The 17524-nt window shown below is 51.4% G+C and carries 21 protein-coding genes and 1 tRNA gene; 2 read left to right on the top strand and 20 right to left on the bottom strand.

The features are described from left to right. Positions 1–6: 6 nt before the first annotated feature. Positions 7–1560: a tyrosine-type recombinase/integrase gene (locus tag LA756_RS10885; protein ID WP_224439903.1), complete on the bottom strand. Its 1554-nt coding sequence runs from the start codon at positions 1558–1560 to the stop codon at positions 7–9. Between the two features lie 75 nt (positions 1561–1635). Between LA756_RS10885 and LA756_RS10880 the strand changes: the two genes are divergently transcribed. Then, positions 1636–1739, top strand: a tRNA-Ser gene (locus tag LA756_RS10880). 231 nt (positions 1740–1970) lie between these two features. On the opposite strand, the gene LA756_RS10875 is transcribed toward LA756_RS10880, so the two are convergent. Both LA756_RS10875 and LA756_RS10870 read right to left on the bottom strand, forming a co-directional pair. After that, positions 1971–2465, bottom strand: a complete 495-nt coding sequence (locus LA756_RS10875) for a hypothetical protein (RefSeq protein WP_224439902.1) — start codon at positions 2463–2465, stop codon at positions 1971–1973. 328 nt (positions 2466–2793) lie between these two features. Further along, entirely contained in the window at positions 2794–3411 is a 618-nt protein-coding gene (locus tag LA756_RS10870; RefSeq protein WP_224439901.1) for a hypothetical protein, read from the bottom strand. Positions 3412–3883: 472 nt separating this feature from the next. Between LA756_RS10870 and LA756_RS10865 the strand changes: the two genes are divergently transcribed. After that, a complete protein-coding gene (locus LA756_RS10865) occupies positions 3884–4513 on the top strand; it encodes a hypothetical protein (protein WP_224439900.1) in 630 nt (209 codons plus the stop codon). Positions 4514–4668: 155 nt separating this feature from the next. Here the strand turns inward: LA756_RS10865 and LA756_RS10860 are convergent, their stop codons facing one another. The 17 genes from LA756_RS10860 to LA756_RS10780 form a co-directional block, all read right to left on the bottom strand. Further along, positions 4669–4827: a hypothetical protein gene (locus LA756_RS10860; RefSeq protein WP_224439899.1), complete on the bottom strand. Its 159-nt coding sequence runs from the start codon at positions 4825–4827 to the stop codon at positions 4669–4671. A gap of 498 nt (positions 4828–5325) precedes the next feature. Then, complete coding sequence (locus LA756_RS10855) at positions 5326–6225, bottom strand: hypothetical protein (RefSeq protein WP_224439898.1); 900 nt, start codon at positions 6223–6225, stop codon at positions 5326–5328. 65 nt (positions 6226–6290) lie between these two features. Further along, complete coding sequence (locus tag LA756_RS10850) at positions 6291–6629, bottom strand: hypothetical protein (RefSeq protein WP_224439897.1); 339 nt, start codon at positions 6627–6629, stop codon at positions 6291–6293. 2 nt (positions 6630–6631) lie between these two features. Next, a complete protein-coding gene (locus LA756_RS10845) occupies positions 6632–7927 on the bottom strand; it encodes a tape measure protein (protein ID WP_224439896.1) in 1296 nt (431 codons plus the stop codon). A gap of 49 nt (positions 7928–7976) precedes the next feature. Continuing rightward, positions 7977–8945 carry a S49 family peptidase gene (locus tag LA756_RS10840; protein ID WP_224439895.1) on the bottom strand — a complete coding sequence of 323 codons (969 nt, stop codon included), beginning with the start codon at positions 8943–8945 and terminating at the stop codon, positions 7977–7979. Positions 8946–8954: 9 nt separating this feature from the next. After that, the gene (locus tag LA756_RS10835; protein ID WP_224439894.1) at positions 8955–9206 is read right to left on the bottom strand and encodes a hypothetical protein; all 252 of its coding nucleotides are present in this window, start codon (positions 9204–9206) and stop codon (positions 8955–8957) included. 234 nt (positions 9207–9440) lie between these two features. Then, the gene (locus LA756_RS10830) at positions 9441–9920 is read right to left on the bottom strand and encodes a hypothetical protein (protein WP_224439893.1); all 480 of its coding nucleotides are present in this window, start codon (positions 9918–9920) and stop codon (positions 9441–9443) included. Between the two features lie 55 nt (positions 9921–9975). Continuing rightward, positions 9976–10494, bottom strand: a complete 519-nt coding sequence (locus LA756_RS10825) for a hypothetical protein (RefSeq protein WP_224439892.1) — start codon at positions 10492–10494, stop codon at positions 9976–9978. Then, a complete protein-coding gene (locus tag LA756_RS10820) occupies positions 10494–11555 on the bottom strand; it encodes a phage major capsid protein (RefSeq protein WP_224439891.1) in 1062 nt (353 codons plus the stop codon). The genes LA756_RS10825 and LA756_RS10820 overlap by 1 nt, the downstream gene beginning before the upstream one ends. Before the next feature lie 416 nt (positions 11556–11971). After that, entirely contained in the window at positions 11972–12460 is a 489-nt protein-coding gene (locus tag LA756_RS10815; protein ID WP_224439890.1) for a hypothetical protein, read from the bottom strand. A 56-nt stretch (positions 12461–12516) separates the two neighbouring features. Continuing rightward, positions 12517–12744 carry a hypothetical protein gene (locus tag LA756_RS10810; protein ID WP_224439889.1) on the bottom strand — a complete coding sequence of 76 codons (228 nt, stop codon included), beginning with the start codon at positions 12742–12744 and terminating at the stop codon, positions 12517–12519. 78 nt (positions 12745–12822) lie between these two features. Next, positions 12823–14166 (bottom strand): hypothetical protein, encoded by a 1344-nt coding sequence (locus LA756_RS10805; RefSeq protein WP_224439888.1) that lies wholly within the window; start codon positions 14164–14166, stop codon positions 12823–12825. 124 nt (positions 14167–14290) lie between these two features. After that, positions 14291–14515: a helix-turn-helix domain-containing protein gene (locus LA756_RS10800; RefSeq protein WP_315858350.1), complete on the bottom strand. Its 225-nt coding sequence runs from the start codon at positions 14513–14515 to the stop codon at positions 14291–14293. A gap of 124 nt (positions 14516–14639) precedes the next feature. Beyond that, positions 14640–14843, bottom strand: coding sequence for a helix-turn-helix domain-containing protein (locus tag LA756_RS10795; protein ID WP_224439886.1), 204 nt, complete (start codon positions 14841–14843; stop codon positions 14640–14642). Between the two features lie 156 nt (positions 14844–14999). Continuing rightward, the gene (locus LA756_RS10790) at positions 15000–15542 is read right to left on the bottom strand and encodes a hypothetical protein (RefSeq protein WP_224439885.1); all 543 of its coding nucleotides are present in this window, start codon (positions 15540–15542) and stop codon (positions 15000–15002) included. Beyond that, the gene (locus tag LA756_RS10785; protein ID WP_224439884.1) at positions 15539–16723 is read right to left on the bottom strand and encodes a site-specific integrase; all 1185 of its coding nucleotides are present in this window, start codon (positions 16721–16723) and stop codon (positions 15539–15541) included. The genes LA756_RS10790 and LA756_RS10785 overlap by 4 nt, the downstream gene beginning before the upstream one ends. Positions 16724–17144: 421 nt before the next feature. After that, positions 17145–17339 (bottom strand): hypothetical protein, encoded by a 195-nt coding sequence (locus tag LA756_RS10780; RefSeq protein ID WP_224439883.1) that lies wholly within the window; start codon positions 17337–17339, stop codon positions 17145–17147. Positions 17340–17524 lie beyond the last annotated feature (185 nt).

Genomic DNA, 17524 nt, shown 5'->3' with positions numbered 1-17524 from the left:
CTTGGCCTAAACCTTTATCTTTGCCTTGGCCAATGCCTTAACGATCTCAGGGGTTAGCTCAATCGTCTTCGCCGGTGGATCGCAAAAACCGAATTCTGAGCCAAGATAGGCGATTGCCTTATCTAGTTTTTCGCAAGGTTCGCCATCGGTAAATGTGTAATGGATTTTGGCGGTCGTAGAAAGCGATTCGGCTAAATATATTTCGTCTAAGCCATTATCATATCGTGCGACAATTGTTGAGCCTGTTTTTCTCAGGTAGTCCCATCGCTTGGAAGCCAAAGGGTTATCGGCATTCGCCCTTTGCCATCGCTTCCACCAACTTTTCATGCTGTCTTCAACGGGACCGCCTGAGGCATTTCGAAATACATAAACAGGATCATCGCTTTTTGCTTCACGTATGGCGGCAATCGTTTTCGCCCAAAGCTTGTAATTGACGACTGGGGCCGTTAGCTGCTGATTCAGTTTCTCCCGTTGGTAGATAAGCCGACCATTTTCTAGGTCTAGGTCATCATGTCGAAGGTTGCTGATATCGGAATGCCGAAAGCCGCAATTGAGCATGAGCAAGAGAAAACAACCATAGGTTTCGGGAAATTGCTCTAATGCTTGATCGACTTCTTCGTTTATCCATAAAAGAGTTTTCCGCTTCATACGCTTTCGCCCTTGGCCTGCCGGTTCTCTGAAAACGTATTCCCTGTCGTCAAGGTTTTTAGGCTTGTCGTATTCGCAACCGGCTTGCCGATCTAACCAACGGCAAAACATGCGAAAGGCTTTGAAGTATCCTTCTTTCGTGGACTTCGCAAGTTCCTTTCCTGGTTTCGGCTTCTCTCCCTTTTTGGCTGTCTTGACTGCCTTTAGGTCATCCAAATAGCTGTGATAGCTTTCGACAAATGCACCGTTCAAATGCGAAACGTGGGCGAGCTTATCGGTATACTTTTCAAGCGGCTTTAGCTTCGCTGCTCTATCGTTCGAAGTGTTCTTCTTAATCGTCCGATTTACTCGGTTTTCCGTTCGTCCTAGATAGGCTTGAAGCCAATAGTCGATTGTCTGGGGAAGCTTGTCGGCTTCCTGTGGTGCCATCTTCTCAAGACGATCCAACCATTTATCCGATAACTTGTATCCGCCTTGCGATACCTGAAAACGGAGTAGCCCACTATCGACGAATTCGTTTAGGAATTCGAGATTATCCCAGGCGAAATTAACACAGTCATTTCTTACGTCTGCCTTGGGGAGAGATAGAAGTTCTTCAAGCATTGAGATAAATTCAACTACTTGCTGTCGGAGTCGTTGCTCATTCTTCGGGCATCCCATCACGCTGTAATAATGGATTACCTTCTGAAAGTGCGGCAACAAGCGATTGATCTGCTGTGCGTGTTCTCGCTGTCCGTCTTTTTGAGCCTTCGTTAAAATCCACTCTTCAAGGGCTAGTTCGTATCCGGCTTTCGTGGTCGGATGCGAAAAATAGTAATACTTGCCTTTGTGGAACTTCTTCCAGGTCTTGCCCCGGTGCGGTGAAAGTTCAAGTTTTATGCCGGTCTTTTTGCAGTATTCGTAATAATTCATTGAACTTGCTGTACCTAATTCGCCCTGTGGTCAAAAGGTCAGATTAGGTACATTTGTACCTAATTCTGGCATTCTCGGGGAATCAATTAGGTACAACGGCATTAAAAAACCCCGGAAAACCCGGGGTGTATGTCGTACTGGGGGTCAAAAGGTCGCAGGTTCGAATCCTGTTGCCCCGACTTGTAAAGCCTTTCGTAGCAGTGATTTACGGAAGGCTTTTTCGTGCCCTGATCGCTATAGGGTCCTTTGTGCTACCCCGGTGCTACTCTTGGGAGAAAGATAGGTATCGGTAGCACGAAAGCGGGTAGCACCAAAAGAAAAGCCCGGGTATTGCCGGGCTTTTCTTAATTCCGTTGGTGAGCATGTCGATCTCCGGGCTCTTACATGTTTGGGCCCACAAATCTGCTTGGCTAGTTCGAGTCCTGTGTGCCGAGTCGCTGAGGGTAGTCAAACCAGCTGGATATTCCTTCCTCTATACATTTGCGGTCAAACTTGTCGATCGTCTTGCGAAGCATCGCAGTCATTTTCTCAAGCTCCCAGTCATCATTCGGAGGCATGTATTGAGAACGCTGGGTAGAGATATGTGCGAGAGAAGCATTGAGTTTGCCTCGCAAGTCAGCAATGAAGGATGGGCACTCTTCATCCCAGTCTGTGATAAAGTCAGTAGCAAATAGGTCATCCCTGTGGGGATTCTTAATGCCGTAGAAGAAATCTCGAAGTTGGCGGAAATGCAATAGAAACGATTCCAGGTGAATGTTGATTTCCCATTTACTGTTGGGGCCGTGTCCTGTGCCAATTCGTGAGTCCTTCTGCAGCTCAATCAAGATTTCGAACGACTTCCTTAGCGCCTCGAGTTCATAAACCACAAAGCTGGCGTTCTCAGGGGTTTTCTTTGTGCCGGTCATTGGGCTAAATCTTCCTCAAAATCGTTAAAGGCGAACTCTCTTGATAGTCGATGACTTCGATGCCTGTTGCTGCGCAGATCGTCTATAGGAGAACGTGAAGTGGTCTTGGAATTATTCTTCAAGTGGCTATCGAAACAACCGAGATACGTGCAAGTTGCCTTCATTTGGGCTGTCGTCTTGCAGTTCTTGGCTGTTGGTGGCTTTGCTGGTTTTTACCAACTGCTCGCCAGCCATTAGAACTCAGCCCCATTCAGGGCAAGCGGAGTTATCGAAATTGCCAGCCCAAGAGGCTCACTGGGGAATGCCTCTCGGACCGGCTATCGGTGGATTAGTCCGCAGCGGTGCCGTATTTTCCGGCGTCGATCTCTCGCTGCAATCCCTTGTCGGTGAAACTGAAGTCTGGCACTATACCAGGCTCAGGACAAACGATTGCCCGAGTCGTGTTGCCATTGCGAAGGTACTCCGCATGATGTCGGCAGAAGAGCATTCGCGGATCTTCCATCTCGATCACTCGAGCCCGCTTTCCATCTGGCTGCAACTCTTCTACAAGCAGCGTGGGGAGATCTTCAAGAGCAGTTGGGCAAAGGTGCTCCGCAACTGCTAAAAGCTCCGCGGCCGCAGATCTGAGGCGATCTGCAGCAACTTCAACCACCATTCTTTTCCGCGTGTCGATATTGGCCAGCAGTTCGAAACGCTCGCCTTGATTTCGGTCTACATGGCCCTCGTACAACAGCTTGTACACTTGTCCGAGAGAATCGGGATCAGGCTTGCCATCGTCACCATTGAGAGCTGTGTCTGCACAGTACTGAACCCGAAGACCTGGGGCAACCTCGGGACTCCATTCGAGTTTCTTAATGGTAGTCTCGGAGGCTTCACTTTGGTTGGAGGCGATACCCTGTTGAGCGTTCGCTCCGTCTCGTTCCGTCTTTCGCTCTTGAGCCGTCATCGAAAATGACCTTTCCGGCCGAGCGCACGAAAAAAGGGGAGTCCAGCCCCATGGCCGCGACATCCCCCAGTTGGATCGCTTCGCTCGTACCGATACGGCAACAGCCCGAACCCCCGGGTGATAATCCCTGTTGTTACCCAGGGACGCGTCGTCTTCTCTCCCCGTCCTCTGACGGATCTCAAATAATGAACGGACGCACGAAGGCTCGGGCTGTTGCCCTTTGTACTTACGTACAAACATAGTTATTTCCCGATTGTAACAAGTTGGCTTCAATCCTTTGAGTTATCACGCTCTCAGGACCAAATCAGGAACTTTCAATTTGCGATATTCGGGCGTCTCGGTCAACAGGGACTTGGGAAATCAAGAACGCCCTGAGGCAAAATGAGGCGTTGCAAAACATAGAATACCTGCGTGCATGCGTAGCAGCGTTTCGGTATCCTTGCACGATGGCGGAACTGCTACGGGATGATAGGTGAACCATCGTCGTACTGTTCCTGGTACCACTGTTGTGCAATTCCCAGGTTATTGCTCGGGGGGATTAGATTTGAGCGACGGAAACGATTTTGCCAGCCGGTTCAAACGTAAAACTGAGAAAGTCGACAAGAGTTTTCAGCGACAACAAGAGGAGGAAGCCGCAAGAAAAGCGGAAGAGGAGCGGCAGAGAAAGCAGATCGAAGATGCGAACCGAAAGGCTCTTAGTGAATCAGTGCGGCTGGGGCATGCGTTGTTTCGCGATACCATCAAACCGGCTCTGGAAATAATTCAAACTGAGTTTCCAGGTGGAGTTCTTCGAGGGCCTGACGACGAAGAGCACATTCGTGGCGGAGAAAAGACCGTCATACTATCCATGTCCTACAAGTTCTCTGGAGAGAACGATGCTTCGATCGCACTGTTTCTGCATTGTGCGGCATCAGAAGTACGACTGACCGTTATTATGGATCCCGGTAAAACGGGTCATGCAAGTCAGCCATTTCCATGCATGATGGCAACCGGCGAATTCCTTCAGGACAGATCCAAAATGGTTGAGCATATTGAGCGTGTGCTGGTTGATGAAATCGATGGATTCCAGAGAACGGTTCGAAGTAACTATGGTGCTTCCTGACATTGCCGTTCCCAGTATCGCTAGCTGACTGGGTGTATACACCCAGACGCCGAGTTGTCCGCGTTCTTTCTTTGTGGATATAGATAAGGCCGACCCATTGTGGGCCGGCCTTCGTTCGCTCTCGCATTTTATTGCGGTCGCAAATCTCATTTGACTCAAGAAAACCGTTCGACAACGCCGATCAGTTGCTCTATGAGACGGATGGCATCGCTACCAAGATCGATAACCCAATCATCCCCATGCAATTTTGCATAGGAATGGAGGCCAAGGCCAAGAGCGATTGCCACCACGCCTGAAAGCAATGCTTTCGCCATTTGAAATCCCTTTCAAATAGAACGTGATGGAATTGTAAATGGGCAGTTGCTGCTGCCTACACTGGTTCTTGTATCGTCACGTTGTCTTTAATCGCTTGACTTTCTAATCGCGAAAACTCGTTTTATTGCTAAGGGCGGGAAGAGCCGCTGAATTCGCCAAACTCAAGAATCGTAAATTGGCTGTGCCCTTATCGTGGGAATTCAAATCGAGCGGATTCACCCCGATCATATGACGAGGGTTAAGGATCTTCCTGAAAAACTCGGCGTCTCACAACGCACTATTTACAACTGGTTCAAGCAGGGGCTACGCCGAGTCTGGCTGGGAAAAACAGCCTATGTTCTCCATGATGACTTAACCAAATTCGCTCGGTTTGAGATACCAGTTGATGAACCGCAATCAAAGCGAAGGAAGCTCAAGACGATTGCCAGGTTAGGGGCAATAGAATCAGAGCGAAAAAGAAAGAGACAGAAGTAGATTGGTGAGCTTGCCAAAGTGATTTAGTTCGCCTCTTCATTGGACTGTACTTCCGCAGTCTCTTTGATCAGTTGTTGGTGTTTGCCAGACATGTGCGCCATCAAGACTGCCTTATCGATTAAAATAGGTATCGTATAAGTCCATGGCGGTGCTGCGGTAGGAAATGCGGACTGCGACTGAAGTACGTAGTCTTCAAGAATCTCTCGATGATCACAAATCGACTCAATGAAATGTGCAAAATATCTCTCTTCCAACTGAGAAATAGCCAGTCGATGATAAAACGCGATTAGGTTTAAAGCACGCTTAGCACTAGTCTTGACCTGATCATTTGTTATCCCATCTTTGGGTCTAAAGTTTTCATGAGGACTAGGAGCCAGATTGGGATCTAGGGCGTGCAGGATGTACGGAACTATGTCGTTGTGCTTTTTTGTCCGTTTGAGCCAATAGACCGTGTTCTTTGCATCCTTCATTTCATCGGAATGGAACTCGTCAAAAAGTGCGAGAAAGTCCTTCCGAATACTGTATTCGTGAACGCTCTTATCAAAACTAAGTCGAATTTGATTGACCTTATTTGCAGCAGACATTTCCTCTCGCTGTTGCTGCATCTCTTCGAGTTGAAGTCTTAGCTGCTCGCGCGAAAGGCCTAGTTCTTCCCTCTGGGCTTTGAATTCGAAGGTTTGAATCAGTACCGCGGATACGGCCGCGATCATTGCGATACCAGATAGAAGCGAGTTGAGCCCGCCGTAGGAATCCCCAAGCGTTCCTTGATTGGCTGGCGTGTCGTTCCGGCCGATGATGAAGAGCATGCCGGAAACGATGAATGGATGAATTATCCAGAGGGCAAAGAGAAAGACGAATGCCCCGAGGATGATCTTGCGACCGTGCTTATCCCAAAAAGACTTTACCTGCTGTTCCGATGTCATCGAACGTTTCCCCGAGAGTGACCATGATTTAACGTGGCCCTATTGTGTCTCGGAGAAATCGGCAATCAAGACTTGGGAATCAGGATCTGCTCATCGATTGCCTTGCGGTACATCTTGATTACCCTGGTCGCCAACTTGGCATATTCCTCTGGAGGAATTATCTCTCCGGCATTACTGCGCCTAGTCAATGCGTCGGACTCCTCATCAAGTCCTTCAATTTGTTCCCATAGTTGTCTGGCACGTAATGCCCACATGTTTGCAAGGTCTCCCGAGTTCTCGTCTGAAAGCTCAACTCCTTGACGGCTCGCTTCGCGAAAGCAATTGAAAGCTACAAAGAGACCTTCGACCGAACTCTTCTCTGGATACGTTTGCTCGTAACTGATAAGAAATTCACTTGCCTTCATGACTACATCCTACGTCGATGGACAGTGACGCGATTGCTGAGCGCGATTGTGTTGCCCTCTTTGATCGCATCAAGAATTCGCTTTTGTAGTTCGATCTCACGCTTCTCTTCATTGATACTTGCTCGCTTGGCCGCTTCCACTGCCGAAAAACCTGACGTTGTGTAACGGTTGAACGCACCGACCGGACTTGCGAACTGCATCCGTTGGACATCAGAGGTAATCTTCGCAACATCGAGAGTGTTCTTCTTGATCTCTTTCGTACCTTCCCTTAAAGACTCTTGAGCCTGTTTTAAGCCTTCCGTTGCCTTCGAGAAATCTTCTTTGGGGAGATCGATCGAGACTTTACCTCCATCAAGTCCAAGAAGTTCTTTCACGCCGCGGACTCCATCTCTAAATCCTCGCATCCCAGCAACCGCATATTTCGTCAATTCTTTCAGAATGGGCAGTAAGTCCTGCCCAATGTCCTTGGCAATTAACGAGAACTGATCTTTGAGTGTCGACCACAGACCGGCGAGCGTTTCCGACTGAGCGATCATCCCGTTATGGAATTTGCCTCCTTCGGACGTAAGCGAAGAGAATGCAGCGTGCAACTCGGCAAAGCCCACTTTCCCTTCGGAGACCAGATTTCGCACCTCTTCGGTGCTGACCCCCATGACGTCCGCCAGAGCCTGCATGATGGGCACGCCACGCCCTTGGAACTGGTTGATATCCTCCATGAAGAGGCGGCCCTGGACTTTGGCCTTGCCGAACAGTTCGGCCATCTCGTCGATCGGGGCACCGATCAGTGCGGAGACGTCCCCTAGCATCCGAAGCGTCGGAATGATATCTCCCGCTTGGAACTGGAATGCGGCGAGCATCTTGGCCGACTTGGTCAGCACGTCGGTCTGAAACGGCGTCTCAGCGGCGAACTGCTCGACCTGGCTCATGACTGCCTTGGCATGCTGAGCATTGCCCAGCATTGTGGTCATGGCTACTTCAGCCTGCTCCGCTTGAGCGGCGATTGTAACGCCCCAACCGGCAAACATAGTCCCGGCGAACAGCAAAGCCAGTGCTGCAACAACGGCTGCTACGGTGGCTTCAAGCGGAGCGAGTACAGCATGAAGCATTGCGATCTGTGTAGTGAGGCGACCGGCTGCGCCACCAAGCCCACCAAAAGCACTGACAAGATCGTGCATCGAAGAGGCGACCTGGGTCCTAAAACCTCGTACGGTTTTGCTGGCCTTGCCAAAATCGCTCTTCAGCTTCGCCCAACTGGCCGATAGCATGATCTTCAGGTTGGCGATTACCGTTCCGGCCATAATCAATCATCTCCGTTTGCGCTTCGCTCTAAAATCCAGCGCAGAGCATTTACTTCTGAGTGAGCTTCGCCATTGCCAAAGTAGCCCGCTCCCGATCACGACGGCGCGTTACAATCTGATCTCGCAACCCATCATTGACGGGGGTAAACCGGCTCGAATAGCCATTTTCCCAGGATTCATTTAACAAGTCGGTAATCTGTGCTTGAGTGTTCATCGCAGCCACGCTACGTGTATGGGTCTTGGAAGGCCTGTCAGAGACCACGTTGTTTAGCGTACGAATGCCGTCGATCATGCCAACCGCTAGAGCCCGCGAAGCAATGAGCGTCCTTCCTTGCCCCCACGCTGCACTGGTTACAACCGACTTGGGCACACCACGGTTGCGGGCAACATCGGACATGAACAGATCATTGACCTGGTTCACCTCCTCTTGGGCATGATCGATGGTTTCCTGCTTCAGCTCGTGATAAGGTGACCACTCCACCTTATTTTTCCCAGCGTGGATGAATGTGACCTGGATGCCCATATCTTCCATTGCCTTGGAATAATCAACGTGCATCTGATAGGTGCCGAGGCTGCCGACATCACCTGATGGTGTTGCGTAGAGACGATGAGCCGCGCTGCCAATCCAGTAGGCAGCAGAGGCCGACAAAGGATTGGCAACCGCTTCAATCCGCTTCTTTTCGCCAGCCACAAGGATTCGATCTGATAGTTCCTGCGTCATGTACGATGTGCCGCCTGGACTGTCGATGTCGAGAACGATCTTGGAAACTCTCGGGCTGTCAGCGGCTGCCTCAATAGCATCGCCAATACGGTTCGTATTGACGCCCATCCAAGAATCGAAGTAGAGAATCGGGCCTTTAATCGGGATAACTGCAACAGTCCCTCGAGCCGCTGGCCCTGCGGCATCACGCATCTTCTTTCCAGATTCCGCCATACGAACCATCTGGTCGTAACCTTCCGAGGTAATCGCAAGTACTTCATTCTTTCGAAATAGCGGCAATAACTCGTTAGTACTCATTTCACGGCCTCAGTTGTTTTCCAGCTTGACTGCACGAAAGAAGTCGATAAGCAGCATATCGATGAACTCGGCGCTTGGATGATCCTTGTATTGCCACTCACGAAACCCAGCGACTGTTTCTGGTTTGTAGACAGTGAGGGAAGGACCGTCGAGCCACCAACAGCTAAATCGAAAGCCATCCGACCACGGAAGGCGAACACGTCGCACGACCGCGGCCGGAAGAGGCTTCCGAGGATCACAAGTGAGAGCGCCGTTTTGCATGGTTTGCTCAGCCTGTCTCCGGCTACAAGAACTCATTCGAAGGGAAAATCTTGAGGGCCTACCCCCCTCGCCTTTTTGCCATTGGCAGTGATTTACCCCCCCTATCGTTTTTTGCCAAAAAACGTAAACGCTTAAACGGGCGGTCTTATGTGCCAGCCGGGGAGGATTTGACCCGCCCTCCCCCTCTGGCAGGCCAGGGGGTAGGGGTGTGTTCTTATGGCAGACAATCCGCCGCTATGGCAACGATTGTTCTTTCAGTGGAACATCTGCTTCCGTCGAAGGGTGGGCCTTGCCGCATAGTTGATCGAGATCCGCGAACAGCGTTGGATTGTTCTCTTCGATGGTCTTAATCATTCCATCGAGATGGCTCGCACCGTTAAGCCGTTGCCGGGCTGCTACTCTTTCCTCTTTGGCCTGCTGGTAACGGGCATCCGCATCGTCTCTTAGCTGCCGCAACTGATTGAAGTCCAAGCCGCCCATACTCTCTCCCAGCTGCTTGATGTTGTTAATGTGGTTTTTCATCGCAGCGAAGTCCGCTGACCGTCGCTGCCAGTTGCGACCAATCCTGCCATAGGCGGCTTCGAGCATGGGGAGATCAACCTCATGATGGTCCCCTTGTGACATTGCCTGGCATGCCTCGCGAATGAAGACAACGGCCTCACGTCGCGTGCCAGGTCCGGAAAAGTACGATGTCTCTGCTTGGCTCTCAGTCATGGGATTGGGCTTCTTATTTGGTGTCGATGGATTAAAGGGGAGCAAATGCCACAGGTTAGCGTTGGAGAGCGGCCCGTATTTCGTGCAGCACGGCAACCTTGCATGGCCGTTCCGTTGCCATTCTGCCGCCCTCGCTCAACTCTTCGATATCCGCGAAGAGATCGGGGTTGTCTGACTGCAGCTGTCGCAGTCGGCCTGTTGGAAAGGCCCATTTATCCGCTTTGCGTTTGGCAGCCATAAGCCGATGCTGGGCATCGCGGATCTGTTCACGCAGATTTTCAATCTGTGAAGCAATATCGTTAGCGTCGGCAACTGCTTCGTCATGCTCTTCTTTCGAGATCTGGGCAATCTCGTTTTCCAGTTCGTTGGCATGTCGCACGCTGTAAACATCGCTGGCTACCAGGTTCCACGGTCGATCGATTTGCTCGTAGCACAGTTCCATTCGACTGAAGTCAATGTCCTCTCGTCCTGTGGCAAGCGTGGACAGTGCGTTGCGGATAAACTTGTAAGCCTCGCCAAGCTGTTTCTCAGGTACGAAGTATTCGCGAGGCTTCTTGGTGGTTTGCGTGTTCATTAGTCGCGGGTCTCCAAAGTGATGAAGGGGGACAATTGGTTTGATCCATAGCGAGGCGTCAATTGCGTTTCCCACCACGGCCTTGAGTCAATTTCGATCCAGAAACGAAACGCCGTTTCCCGTTCAACGAATCGCACATGCACAGATGCCTCGCCTCGGAATCCACCCAAGACGCAAACGAGGTATTCACCCCATGTGCCAAGAATGAGATCACCTTCGGTCCCCAGGCTTCGCGCGAACTCGGTGAAATAGACTGGGCGGCAGTTCAACATGAAAGACTGACCGCCTTGGGTGAAGAGGAACCGATCGCTATTGGTTCCTGCAAGGTGAGCTTGAGCGAGTTGAGGCATCGTGTCATGGTTGGCCAACCAAATGGCACGCTCATAGTTCCAACATCGCTTAGCCATGTTGACGATGTTATTACCGGTGATGGTATTTGCGTTCTGGCCACCTTCCTTGGGAGCAACAATCTTGCAAGCGGAGTTCAAAGCGCCTTGAGGTTCACCGACGCCCGTTCCATTGATTCGATGATTGAGCGTTTCCCAGGCGAGCTCTTCCCGGAAACTTGCTGCCAGAAGCTCAGTGAACTGGGGAGTTGCGGCCCTGACCAATTGATTTGTCGCGAACGAAACGCCGCCAAGGTATCGCGGACTTAATTCAATCCTCTTGAGATTCATCCGGCTCGGTTCGTCAGCTTGTGTCTCCAATCTCCCACGTGCTAACAGGCCTCCGGTGGAACTTGAATCTCGGCCTTCGGCAGAAAACCTGGCGGGTACCTTTACGTTGGGTGTGCTTGCTTGCACAACTCGAACGAATCGGTCGGTTGGGTCTTCAAAGTTGAGAGATTGAACTAGCGGAGACCACTCGGCTGGCATCAAGAAACCGCCGTGCGGATCTTCCAGCGTGTTACCACCGCCGTTTGCCTGCATGCGCGTCCGGTAGAATTCACGGAGCCTTGGATCATGATTCCGATGGCTGGAAGTTGCTGATTCAACAGCCGATAGGAAATCGGCAGGGGATTCAAATGGATTGTCTACCGGGGAAGCGATGATGGCTGGCATGCGATTAACTCCGACGGGCTTTAAGAATCGTCATTTCTCAAAAGCTTACGAAGTCCATTTCTCAAATCCGTCTCACCTGGCTCTCATCTAGTTCTCAACCCGAAGTTTCTTCCAGATTCTTAGGACGTGCCCCGAGTGCGATAGTACCGTTCTTCATCACGATCATGCCGTCAAGCAACGCCGGGTGTTTCGCCCCGTTTATCCGAAAGATGTTTGACATTCTGGCGGATTCAAAATCGTTAGATTCGGTATCGGCCGCTTCAGCTAAAACGGCTTGCTGAAACCGAACTGGAAGTCCTTGCTCCCAAGCCGGCCACAAAATTCTGATGATCGCTGCTTGTCGCTCATTGAATTCGTAGAATCGGCCGTACCAAATGACGCATGCAAAATCGGGGCTGTGTCGGCACTCGGATATGTCATGCAGGTCCGACACGCTTCACCCCTTTAGCCTTGCCCCGCCATCGCCAAAAGTCGTTTTTGAGCTTGTTAATCGCCAGTTCAAGGGCAACTCGACGTTTGAGCCCCACTTTGGCCCGAGCAAGTTTTTCCTCGGCGTCCAGCTTCTCAAGATCCTTGATAAACCGAATATCGACCTTTTCGAGAAGTTGAAGGGTCATCGGATCGATGGAGTCGGCAAGCGCCAGGGGCAACTCTTCCGCGTGTTTGAAGTTTGCAAAATCACAGTCGCCCGTTTTCTTGCTTTCGATAAACGCACTAAGGGTGCCTGCTGCCTCATGGAATAGACCGCGAGGAAGTTGGTAGCGGAGCCGACGAAATAGGTTCTCGTATTCCTCGGGGTGGATATGGACCACTGTGTTTGATAGATGCCGAGTCTTGAGAGAACTGTTTCGCCGATCAGGAACTGGGTGCATGGTGTTCTCGAACTTGCGGGAGCGTTTAGGCATAGAATCCTCCCTCGGGCTCTTGCGTGCAGTCGCCAAACTGCTGTTGGCATTCGACATTAAGCCAGTTCCTTGAGTATCCGCTTCGTTTCATCATCGCCGTGAAACGCTCTGTGCCGAACGAAATCCATTAGCTTGGGATAGTTTCGAAGTTCTTTCGCGGTGCGTTCTGCAGGCTCAAGGTGCTCCCAGACGGGATCGATAGGAACCTCGGCTAGGATGCGGCCGGTTCCCGACTCCTTCACCACCCAGCCAGCCTGGCTTCGGACAATTCGACGATGACACATAGCGTTTTCCAAGAATGGGTTTGCATCTCGTATGTGGTGCTATGCCTTGCCGGGCTTTGTGTCGATGACTCGGTTTAGTCAGTTGGGATTACAAGATTGGAAGTTCCTTCGCGGAATTCTACCATGTTCATTACGTTGGAAAACTTGCTTCCAGTCTGCTTGCGAATTCTCCCAATCGCAATTTAGAAGCCAGTCATAGGGCCATTTTGCGAGTCCACCATGTCTCTCCACAGCTGCTAGGTACGATGCAAAACGGCTCGATAGAAATTTAGCCCGGCTCTCATCATCGCAAGGGCCCACTTGCGTTTCGAGGTGGGAAGCATCCACCTTTGAAAGAGCGTCAATGAATGCCAACCAGGTTTTTCGCTTGTCGCGTTTGCGATGGCTCGGCACGATTGACCAGAAGTCTTCAAACTGCTCTTGGGACGATCGAGGCGCCGATAGGACTTTCTTGAGGCGTGGCCTATCAAAAGTCTGCGGCCGTGACGTTTCGACTCTAGGCGTCAGATCCTGTGAAATTCCCAAATCGACCGAAGCAGAAAGCCTGCCATGTGAGGCGTTTGCCGAGTCATGGCAGTGGTTCTTAGAGATGGTTTCTCTTTCTGAATGATTACTCTTAGATGGTATCTCTCTAAGAACACCACCCAATTTTTTCATCTCACTCCCCAAAATTTCGCGATCACACTCCCCATTTTTTTCAAGCCGCTCCCCATTTTTTTCACGTTTGATTTTCGGAACGATGATGGATTGCCCCTCTGAGCTTGGTAGTGCCGTTGGTAGCCGTGAGGGCATCGCAGCGTCAAGAATACAGACACTGACACAGCCTCCCTTTTCGGGGTCAACTTCGATAACACCGCGGCTCTCAAGACGTTCAAGCGCCGAGAGAATAGTCTGGCGAGCAAGTGAGCAAGTCGCTGCGATCGTGGCAATTCGTCGTATGTGTAACTCGGCGCCAAGATTCCCATCGGCATTGCGTGCGCTCAATAGCGAGGCATTTTCTGACCCCGCGAAATATCGAAACACGATGAGTTCTGCCCATGACCACCCCGCAAATCGGGGAATCAGGAGCTTCACTTGCCCCGAGATCGCACTCCAGTATTTGGCAGTCACCTGGTATGTGACCGAACGCCTACCACGTCTCCCCAGCTTCAGGAGATAGCCTTGCTCTACGAGCTTCGCTAGGTGCTTTTCAACCGTACGGGATGGGAGTCCTGCAAGGTATGACAACGTGGCCACAGATGCCCACATTTTACCATTCGAATTGGCCAGCCGTACGACGGCATCGAGAGTAATGACCCTTGACTTTAGCTCTTTCACCAATGACCGAGAGGCTGCGATTGAGTTCGAAAAGAGTGCTTGGGGATCTGTGAGCAAATCGGCTTGCTCAAGTGCCGTGTCTTCGGTAGTATCTATTTGTCGCATGGTTCTTTAGCTAAAAGAGTATGTGATAAAAGATCGGTTTTCCTGCCTTGCCGGGAAGGGAATACCCAAAACATTAAGCTCGGAAAGGTGGTCGCCTTGCCGAGCTTTTGTTTTTCTTGACGCATTACTCACTCTTGGGCGATTCAATCGCGCGGGTTGTACGTTCTGCGATCCATGTCCGCACCGCGTCTGGGCTGTACCGGATTGACCCTCGGATACGGACGACGGGCAGACCTTCATGCTTCTCCCAGTTGTGAAGCAGCCGCGGACAGATCCCCAGGGCCTTGGCCATCTCGTCTTTCCTTAGGAGAAGACGATCTACTTGCTCAGGTGCGGAATCTGAAACCATGAGAATTGCTCCTGCAAATTTAGTTGTTGCATTGCCTTAGACTTGCTCGCATTTGCTGAAATGTACTTGTCGCAGCAAAACTGCATAGGTCATCGCAGGCAATTCCTGCACGCTGCAAGCCAGACTAGTATTGAGTATTGTCGGCAATGAACTTTTCCAAGTCCTCGAGCCGGTAACGCACGGCGCCACCAATGCGAACGATCGGCAGAGAATGACTCTTCGTCGTGGCCCATTTCGCGAGTGTCTGAGGGCGAATGCCGAGTAAATCGGCAGCTTCTTGGCGGGTCAAAAGTCGAGTAGCGTTGACGCTAGTGGTATTGGTGGACATTATCAATCCTCGTGCTTGGGAATCAAATTCAATCATCTACGAGGAAATCTTAGAGCCGTTCGGGAAAATTAGACAACGCGCCCGAAAATCTAGGGCGCGTGTTTTTTGTGACAAAGAAAGGGAAACCGACAGAAATGCCGAGAGATGAAGGTGTAATTATTTCAGTTTTTTGGGAGCGCCCGAAGTGTTCGGGCGCGTTCCTTTCGGAGACTTGGTCCTAAAGCGTTTACGCACGTCACTCTTGCGGCTTCGGATGAATCGCTTGTATTCCGAAGTAATCGGATCCAAGCCTAGTTCCTTTCGTTCTTTTTCAAATTCGTCTTCGCTGTACTCTGCGAATCTATCTTGGGCTGAATCATACCGTTCTTGCAGTCGTTGAGTTGCCAATGCGGTAGATGATGTGATGGTTTGACTGGTTTTTGACGTTTCCAAGAGCTTGAGCCTCCGAAGCCGGCCGCGGACTCTTATTCTCAGTTGGCCCTTTTGGGCCAATTCTCTCCACTCACTTTCTTCACCTGGTATATCGAGCATATAAGCGAGTTCAACCCATTCATCCTCAGTCTGTGGATATCGAACCCCCGGGAATTCCGTTTCGAATTCACGCCGGCGAGATTCTTCAAGTTCACGGACTTGAGACCATAACCCTTGGAGGGCCTTTGCCACTCTTTCCTGGTGTTCTTCGTCGGATATTTGACTCACGCTTCACCATCCTTTGGCTTGGCCGCTTCGAGCATCTGCTGGGTAACGCCTTCGACCGATACCCTGACCGGATCGAGCTGCAGGCGAGAGTAGACGGCCGTGGACTTCAGGTCTTTGTGACCCAAGCTTGCGCCGATCACTTGGAGCGACGCGCCGGCGATGGCTTGCCAGCTGCCGAGCGTCCGGCGCAGGTCATGGGGCCGCAGATCTTCCAGGCCAGCAGCTGCGGTCACGCGCGCCCACGACTTGCGCGGATCCTGGATCGGTTGGTCAGGGGTGCGTTTCGATGGAAATACCCATGGGCCTGTTCGGTCCTCGGAACGCTGCTGCAGGAGTTGTATAGCAGGCGGTGGCAACACGACCGATTGCGGCTGACCGTTCTTCATCTGATCGCCAGGGACCAGCCAGACGCCTTGTTCGAGTGCCAGGTCCTTCCAAGCCATGGATGCGACGTTTCCTCGGCGCGCCCCGGTGAATAGGCACATTAGCCAGAAGTCACGCCACACAGCCGGCTCGGATGCTAGAGCGGTGAAGAATGGCCGCATTTCATCCACCTGAAGGAATCGCTCGCGTGACGTCTCTTTGAACGGCTTCACGTGCAGGCACGGATTGGGGCCGTTGTGCCCAAGCTCGTGGGCCTTGCTGTACAGCGATGAAAGTAGGGAGCGGGCCCGGTTGGCCAGGTAGGGCCCGTTCTTCTCACCCAGGGACGCGTGCCACTTGGCGACGTCGGCCATGGTCAGATCGGACAACCGCCGATTCTTCAGCTTGGTGAAATGCTGTTTCCATTTCCGCTCATCCTCAGGCCATGTCTTTTTGTGCTGCTTGGCATGGGTCAACCAATGCTCGTAGAGGTCCTTGAGCGTGGGAGCGTCTCGTCTAGATCGCTTGGCGGCTTGAGGGTCCCAACCGTCGACCATCCGCCCCATGACCTGCTTGGCTTTCTTCTGGGCCTGTTCGACCGACATCTCGGGAAACTTCTCAAGTTTCAGGCGAATCGGTCGGCCGTCGATCTTTCGATAAACGTAGAATGTTCGGTTGCCGGTGGAAGTCACGCAGACGGCCAACCCTGGCGTCTTGGAATCGTAGTAGTAACGCCGGCCAGACTCGGGAACGGGCAGGGCGGCTACCCTGGTTTTTGAGAACGGAAGACGCTTGGCCTTCTCGGTATTCGTGGCCATCGAACGACTTTTTGACGGTTGCGAATTGGGTCTGTGCTACCCCGGTGCTACTGATGGGGTCAAACGTGGTAGCACAAGATCAAACTCAGGATATCCGTAAATACAAGGGGCGTCAACGATTATCAAACGATGGGCATTTGAGGGTAAACCGGGGAAAGAGGCCGGTTTAAGACTGGGGGGTCAAAAGGTCGCAGGTTCGAATCCTGTTACCCCGACTTGTAAAGCCTTTCATCGCAACAAGTTATGGAAGGCTTTTTTCGTGTCTTGATCGCTGCAGGGGCCTTTGTGCTACTCTTGGGAGAAAGATCGCCATGGGTAGCACGAAAGCGGGTAGCACGTTGGTAGCACCAAAAGAAAAACCCGGTCAGTGCCGGGCCTTTTGGGTTTCGGTGGGCTGAGTAGTTGCTCTGATGATGCTTAGCTACACGTTACGTTCAAATATTGGCAGGCCATGCTTTTCTGATGCCGTTTGGGCTGCATGCCGAGCCTCTTCGATTTGGCTTAAATCAAAGGTGCCGTAATCCTCCAGGTTGCCACCGTATTTTTCATTCAGGCCGAGATTGGCATGCACATGAATGTTGGCTTTTGTCCGGTCCAGGTAGATTCCATGTTTCATGTCGAGTCTCCTTTGCTCGCATAACGAGGTAAAAGGTGATTGTGACAACTAAACGCTAGAGCACAAGTAAAAAAGATAGCCCCGGCTTTGATCCAGGGCCTTGAGAATTGAAAAGGGGCCTTCCATGGCCCACCTGATGGTCAGTCGTTATGGCTTGTCGTTTAAATCGCTGGTCTTTTCTTCGC

The organism is Bremerella sp. TYQ1, assembly GCF_020150455.1.
GTDB classification, from domain to species: domain Bacteria; phylum Planctomycetota; class Planctomycetia; order Pirellulales; family Pirellulaceae; genus Bremerella; species Bremerella volcania_A.
The sequence above is the reverse complement of the archived record's forward strand: the minus strand, read 5'-3'. Positions and strand labels throughout refer to the sequence as shown.

What these genes read in the sequence shown, in the direction of transcription:
- LA756_RS10875 (WP_224439902.1), bottom strand. Translation starts at nt 2,465, where the DNA reads ATGACCGGCACAAAGAAAACCCCTGAGAACGCCAGCTTTGTGGTTTAT.
- LA756_RS10785 (WP_224439884.1), bottom strand. Translation starts at nt 16,723, where the DNA reads ATGGCCACGAATACCGAGAAGGCCAAGCGTCTTCCGTTCTCAAAAACC.
- LA756_RS10860 (WP_224439899.1), bottom strand. Translation starts at nt 4,827, where the DNA reads ATGGCGAAAGCATTGCTTTCAGGCGTGGTGGCAATCGCTCTTGGCCTT.
- LA756_RS10780 (WP_224439883.1), bottom strand. Translation starts at nt 17,339, where the DNA reads ATGAAACATGGAATCTACCTGGACCGGACAAAAGCCAACATTCATGTG.
- LA756_RS10800 (WP_315858350.1), bottom strand. Translation starts at nt 14,515, where the DNA reads ATGGTTTCAGATTCCGCACCTGAGCAAGTAGATCGTCTTCTCCTAAGG.
- LA756_RS10815 (WP_224439890.1), bottom strand. Translation starts at nt 12,460, where the DNA reads ATGCCTAAACGCTCCCGCAAGTTCGAGAACACCATGCACCCAGTTCCT.
- LA756_RS10885 (WP_224439903.1), bottom strand. Translation starts at nt 1,560, where the DNA reads ATGAATTATTACGAATACTGCAAAAAGACCGGCATAAAACTTGAACTT.
- LA756_RS10825 (WP_224439892.1), bottom strand. Translation starts at nt 10,494, where the DNA reads ATGAACACGCAAACCACCAAGAAGCCTCGCGAATACTTCGTACCTGAG.
- LA756_RS10820 (WP_224439891.1), bottom strand. Translation starts at nt 11,555, where the DNA reads ATGCCAGCCATCATCGCTTCCCCGGTAGACAATCCATTTGAATCCCCT.
- LA756_RS10795 (WP_224439886.1), bottom strand. Translation starts at nt 14,843, where the DNA reads ATGTCCACCAATACCACTAGCGTCAACGCTACTCGACTTTTGACCCGC.
- LA756_RS10835 (WP_224439894.1), bottom strand. Translation starts at nt 9,206, where the DNA reads ATGCAAAACGGCGCTCTCACTTGTGATCCTCGGAAGCCTCTTCCGGCC.
- LA756_RS10870 (WP_224439901.1), bottom strand. Translation starts at nt 3,411, where the DNA reads ATGACGGCTCAAGAGCGAAAGACGGAACGAGACGGAGCGAACGCTCAA.
- LA756_RS10830 (WP_224439893.1), bottom strand. Translation starts at nt 9,920, where the DNA reads ATGACTGAGAGCCAAGCAGAGACATCGTACTTTTCCGGACCTGGCACG.
- LA756_RS10845 (WP_224439896.1), bottom strand. Translation starts at nt 7,927, where the DNA reads ATGGCCGGAACGGTAATCGCCAACCTGAAGATCATGCTATCGGCCAGT.
- LA756_RS10855 (WP_224439898.1), bottom strand. Translation starts at nt 6,225, where the DNA reads ATGACATCGGAACAGCAGGTAAAGTCTTTTTGGGATAAGCACGGTCGC.
- LA756_RS10805 (WP_224439888.1), bottom strand. Translation starts at nt 14,166, where the DNA reads ATGCGACAAATAGATACTACCGAAGACACGGCACTTGAGCAAGCCGAT.
- LA756_RS10840 (WP_224439895.1), bottom strand. Translation starts at nt 8,945, where the DNA reads ATGAGTACTAACGAGTTATTGCCGCTATTTCGAAAGAATGAAGTACTT.
- LA756_RS10850 (WP_224439897.1), bottom strand. Translation starts at nt 6,629, where the DNA reads ATGAAGGCAAGTGAATTTCTTATCAGTTACGAGCAAACGTATCCAGAG.
- LA756_RS10810 (WP_224439889.1), bottom strand. Translation starts at nt 12,744, where the DNA reads ATGTGTCATCGTCGAATTGTCCGAAGCCAGGCTGGCTGGGTGGTGAAG.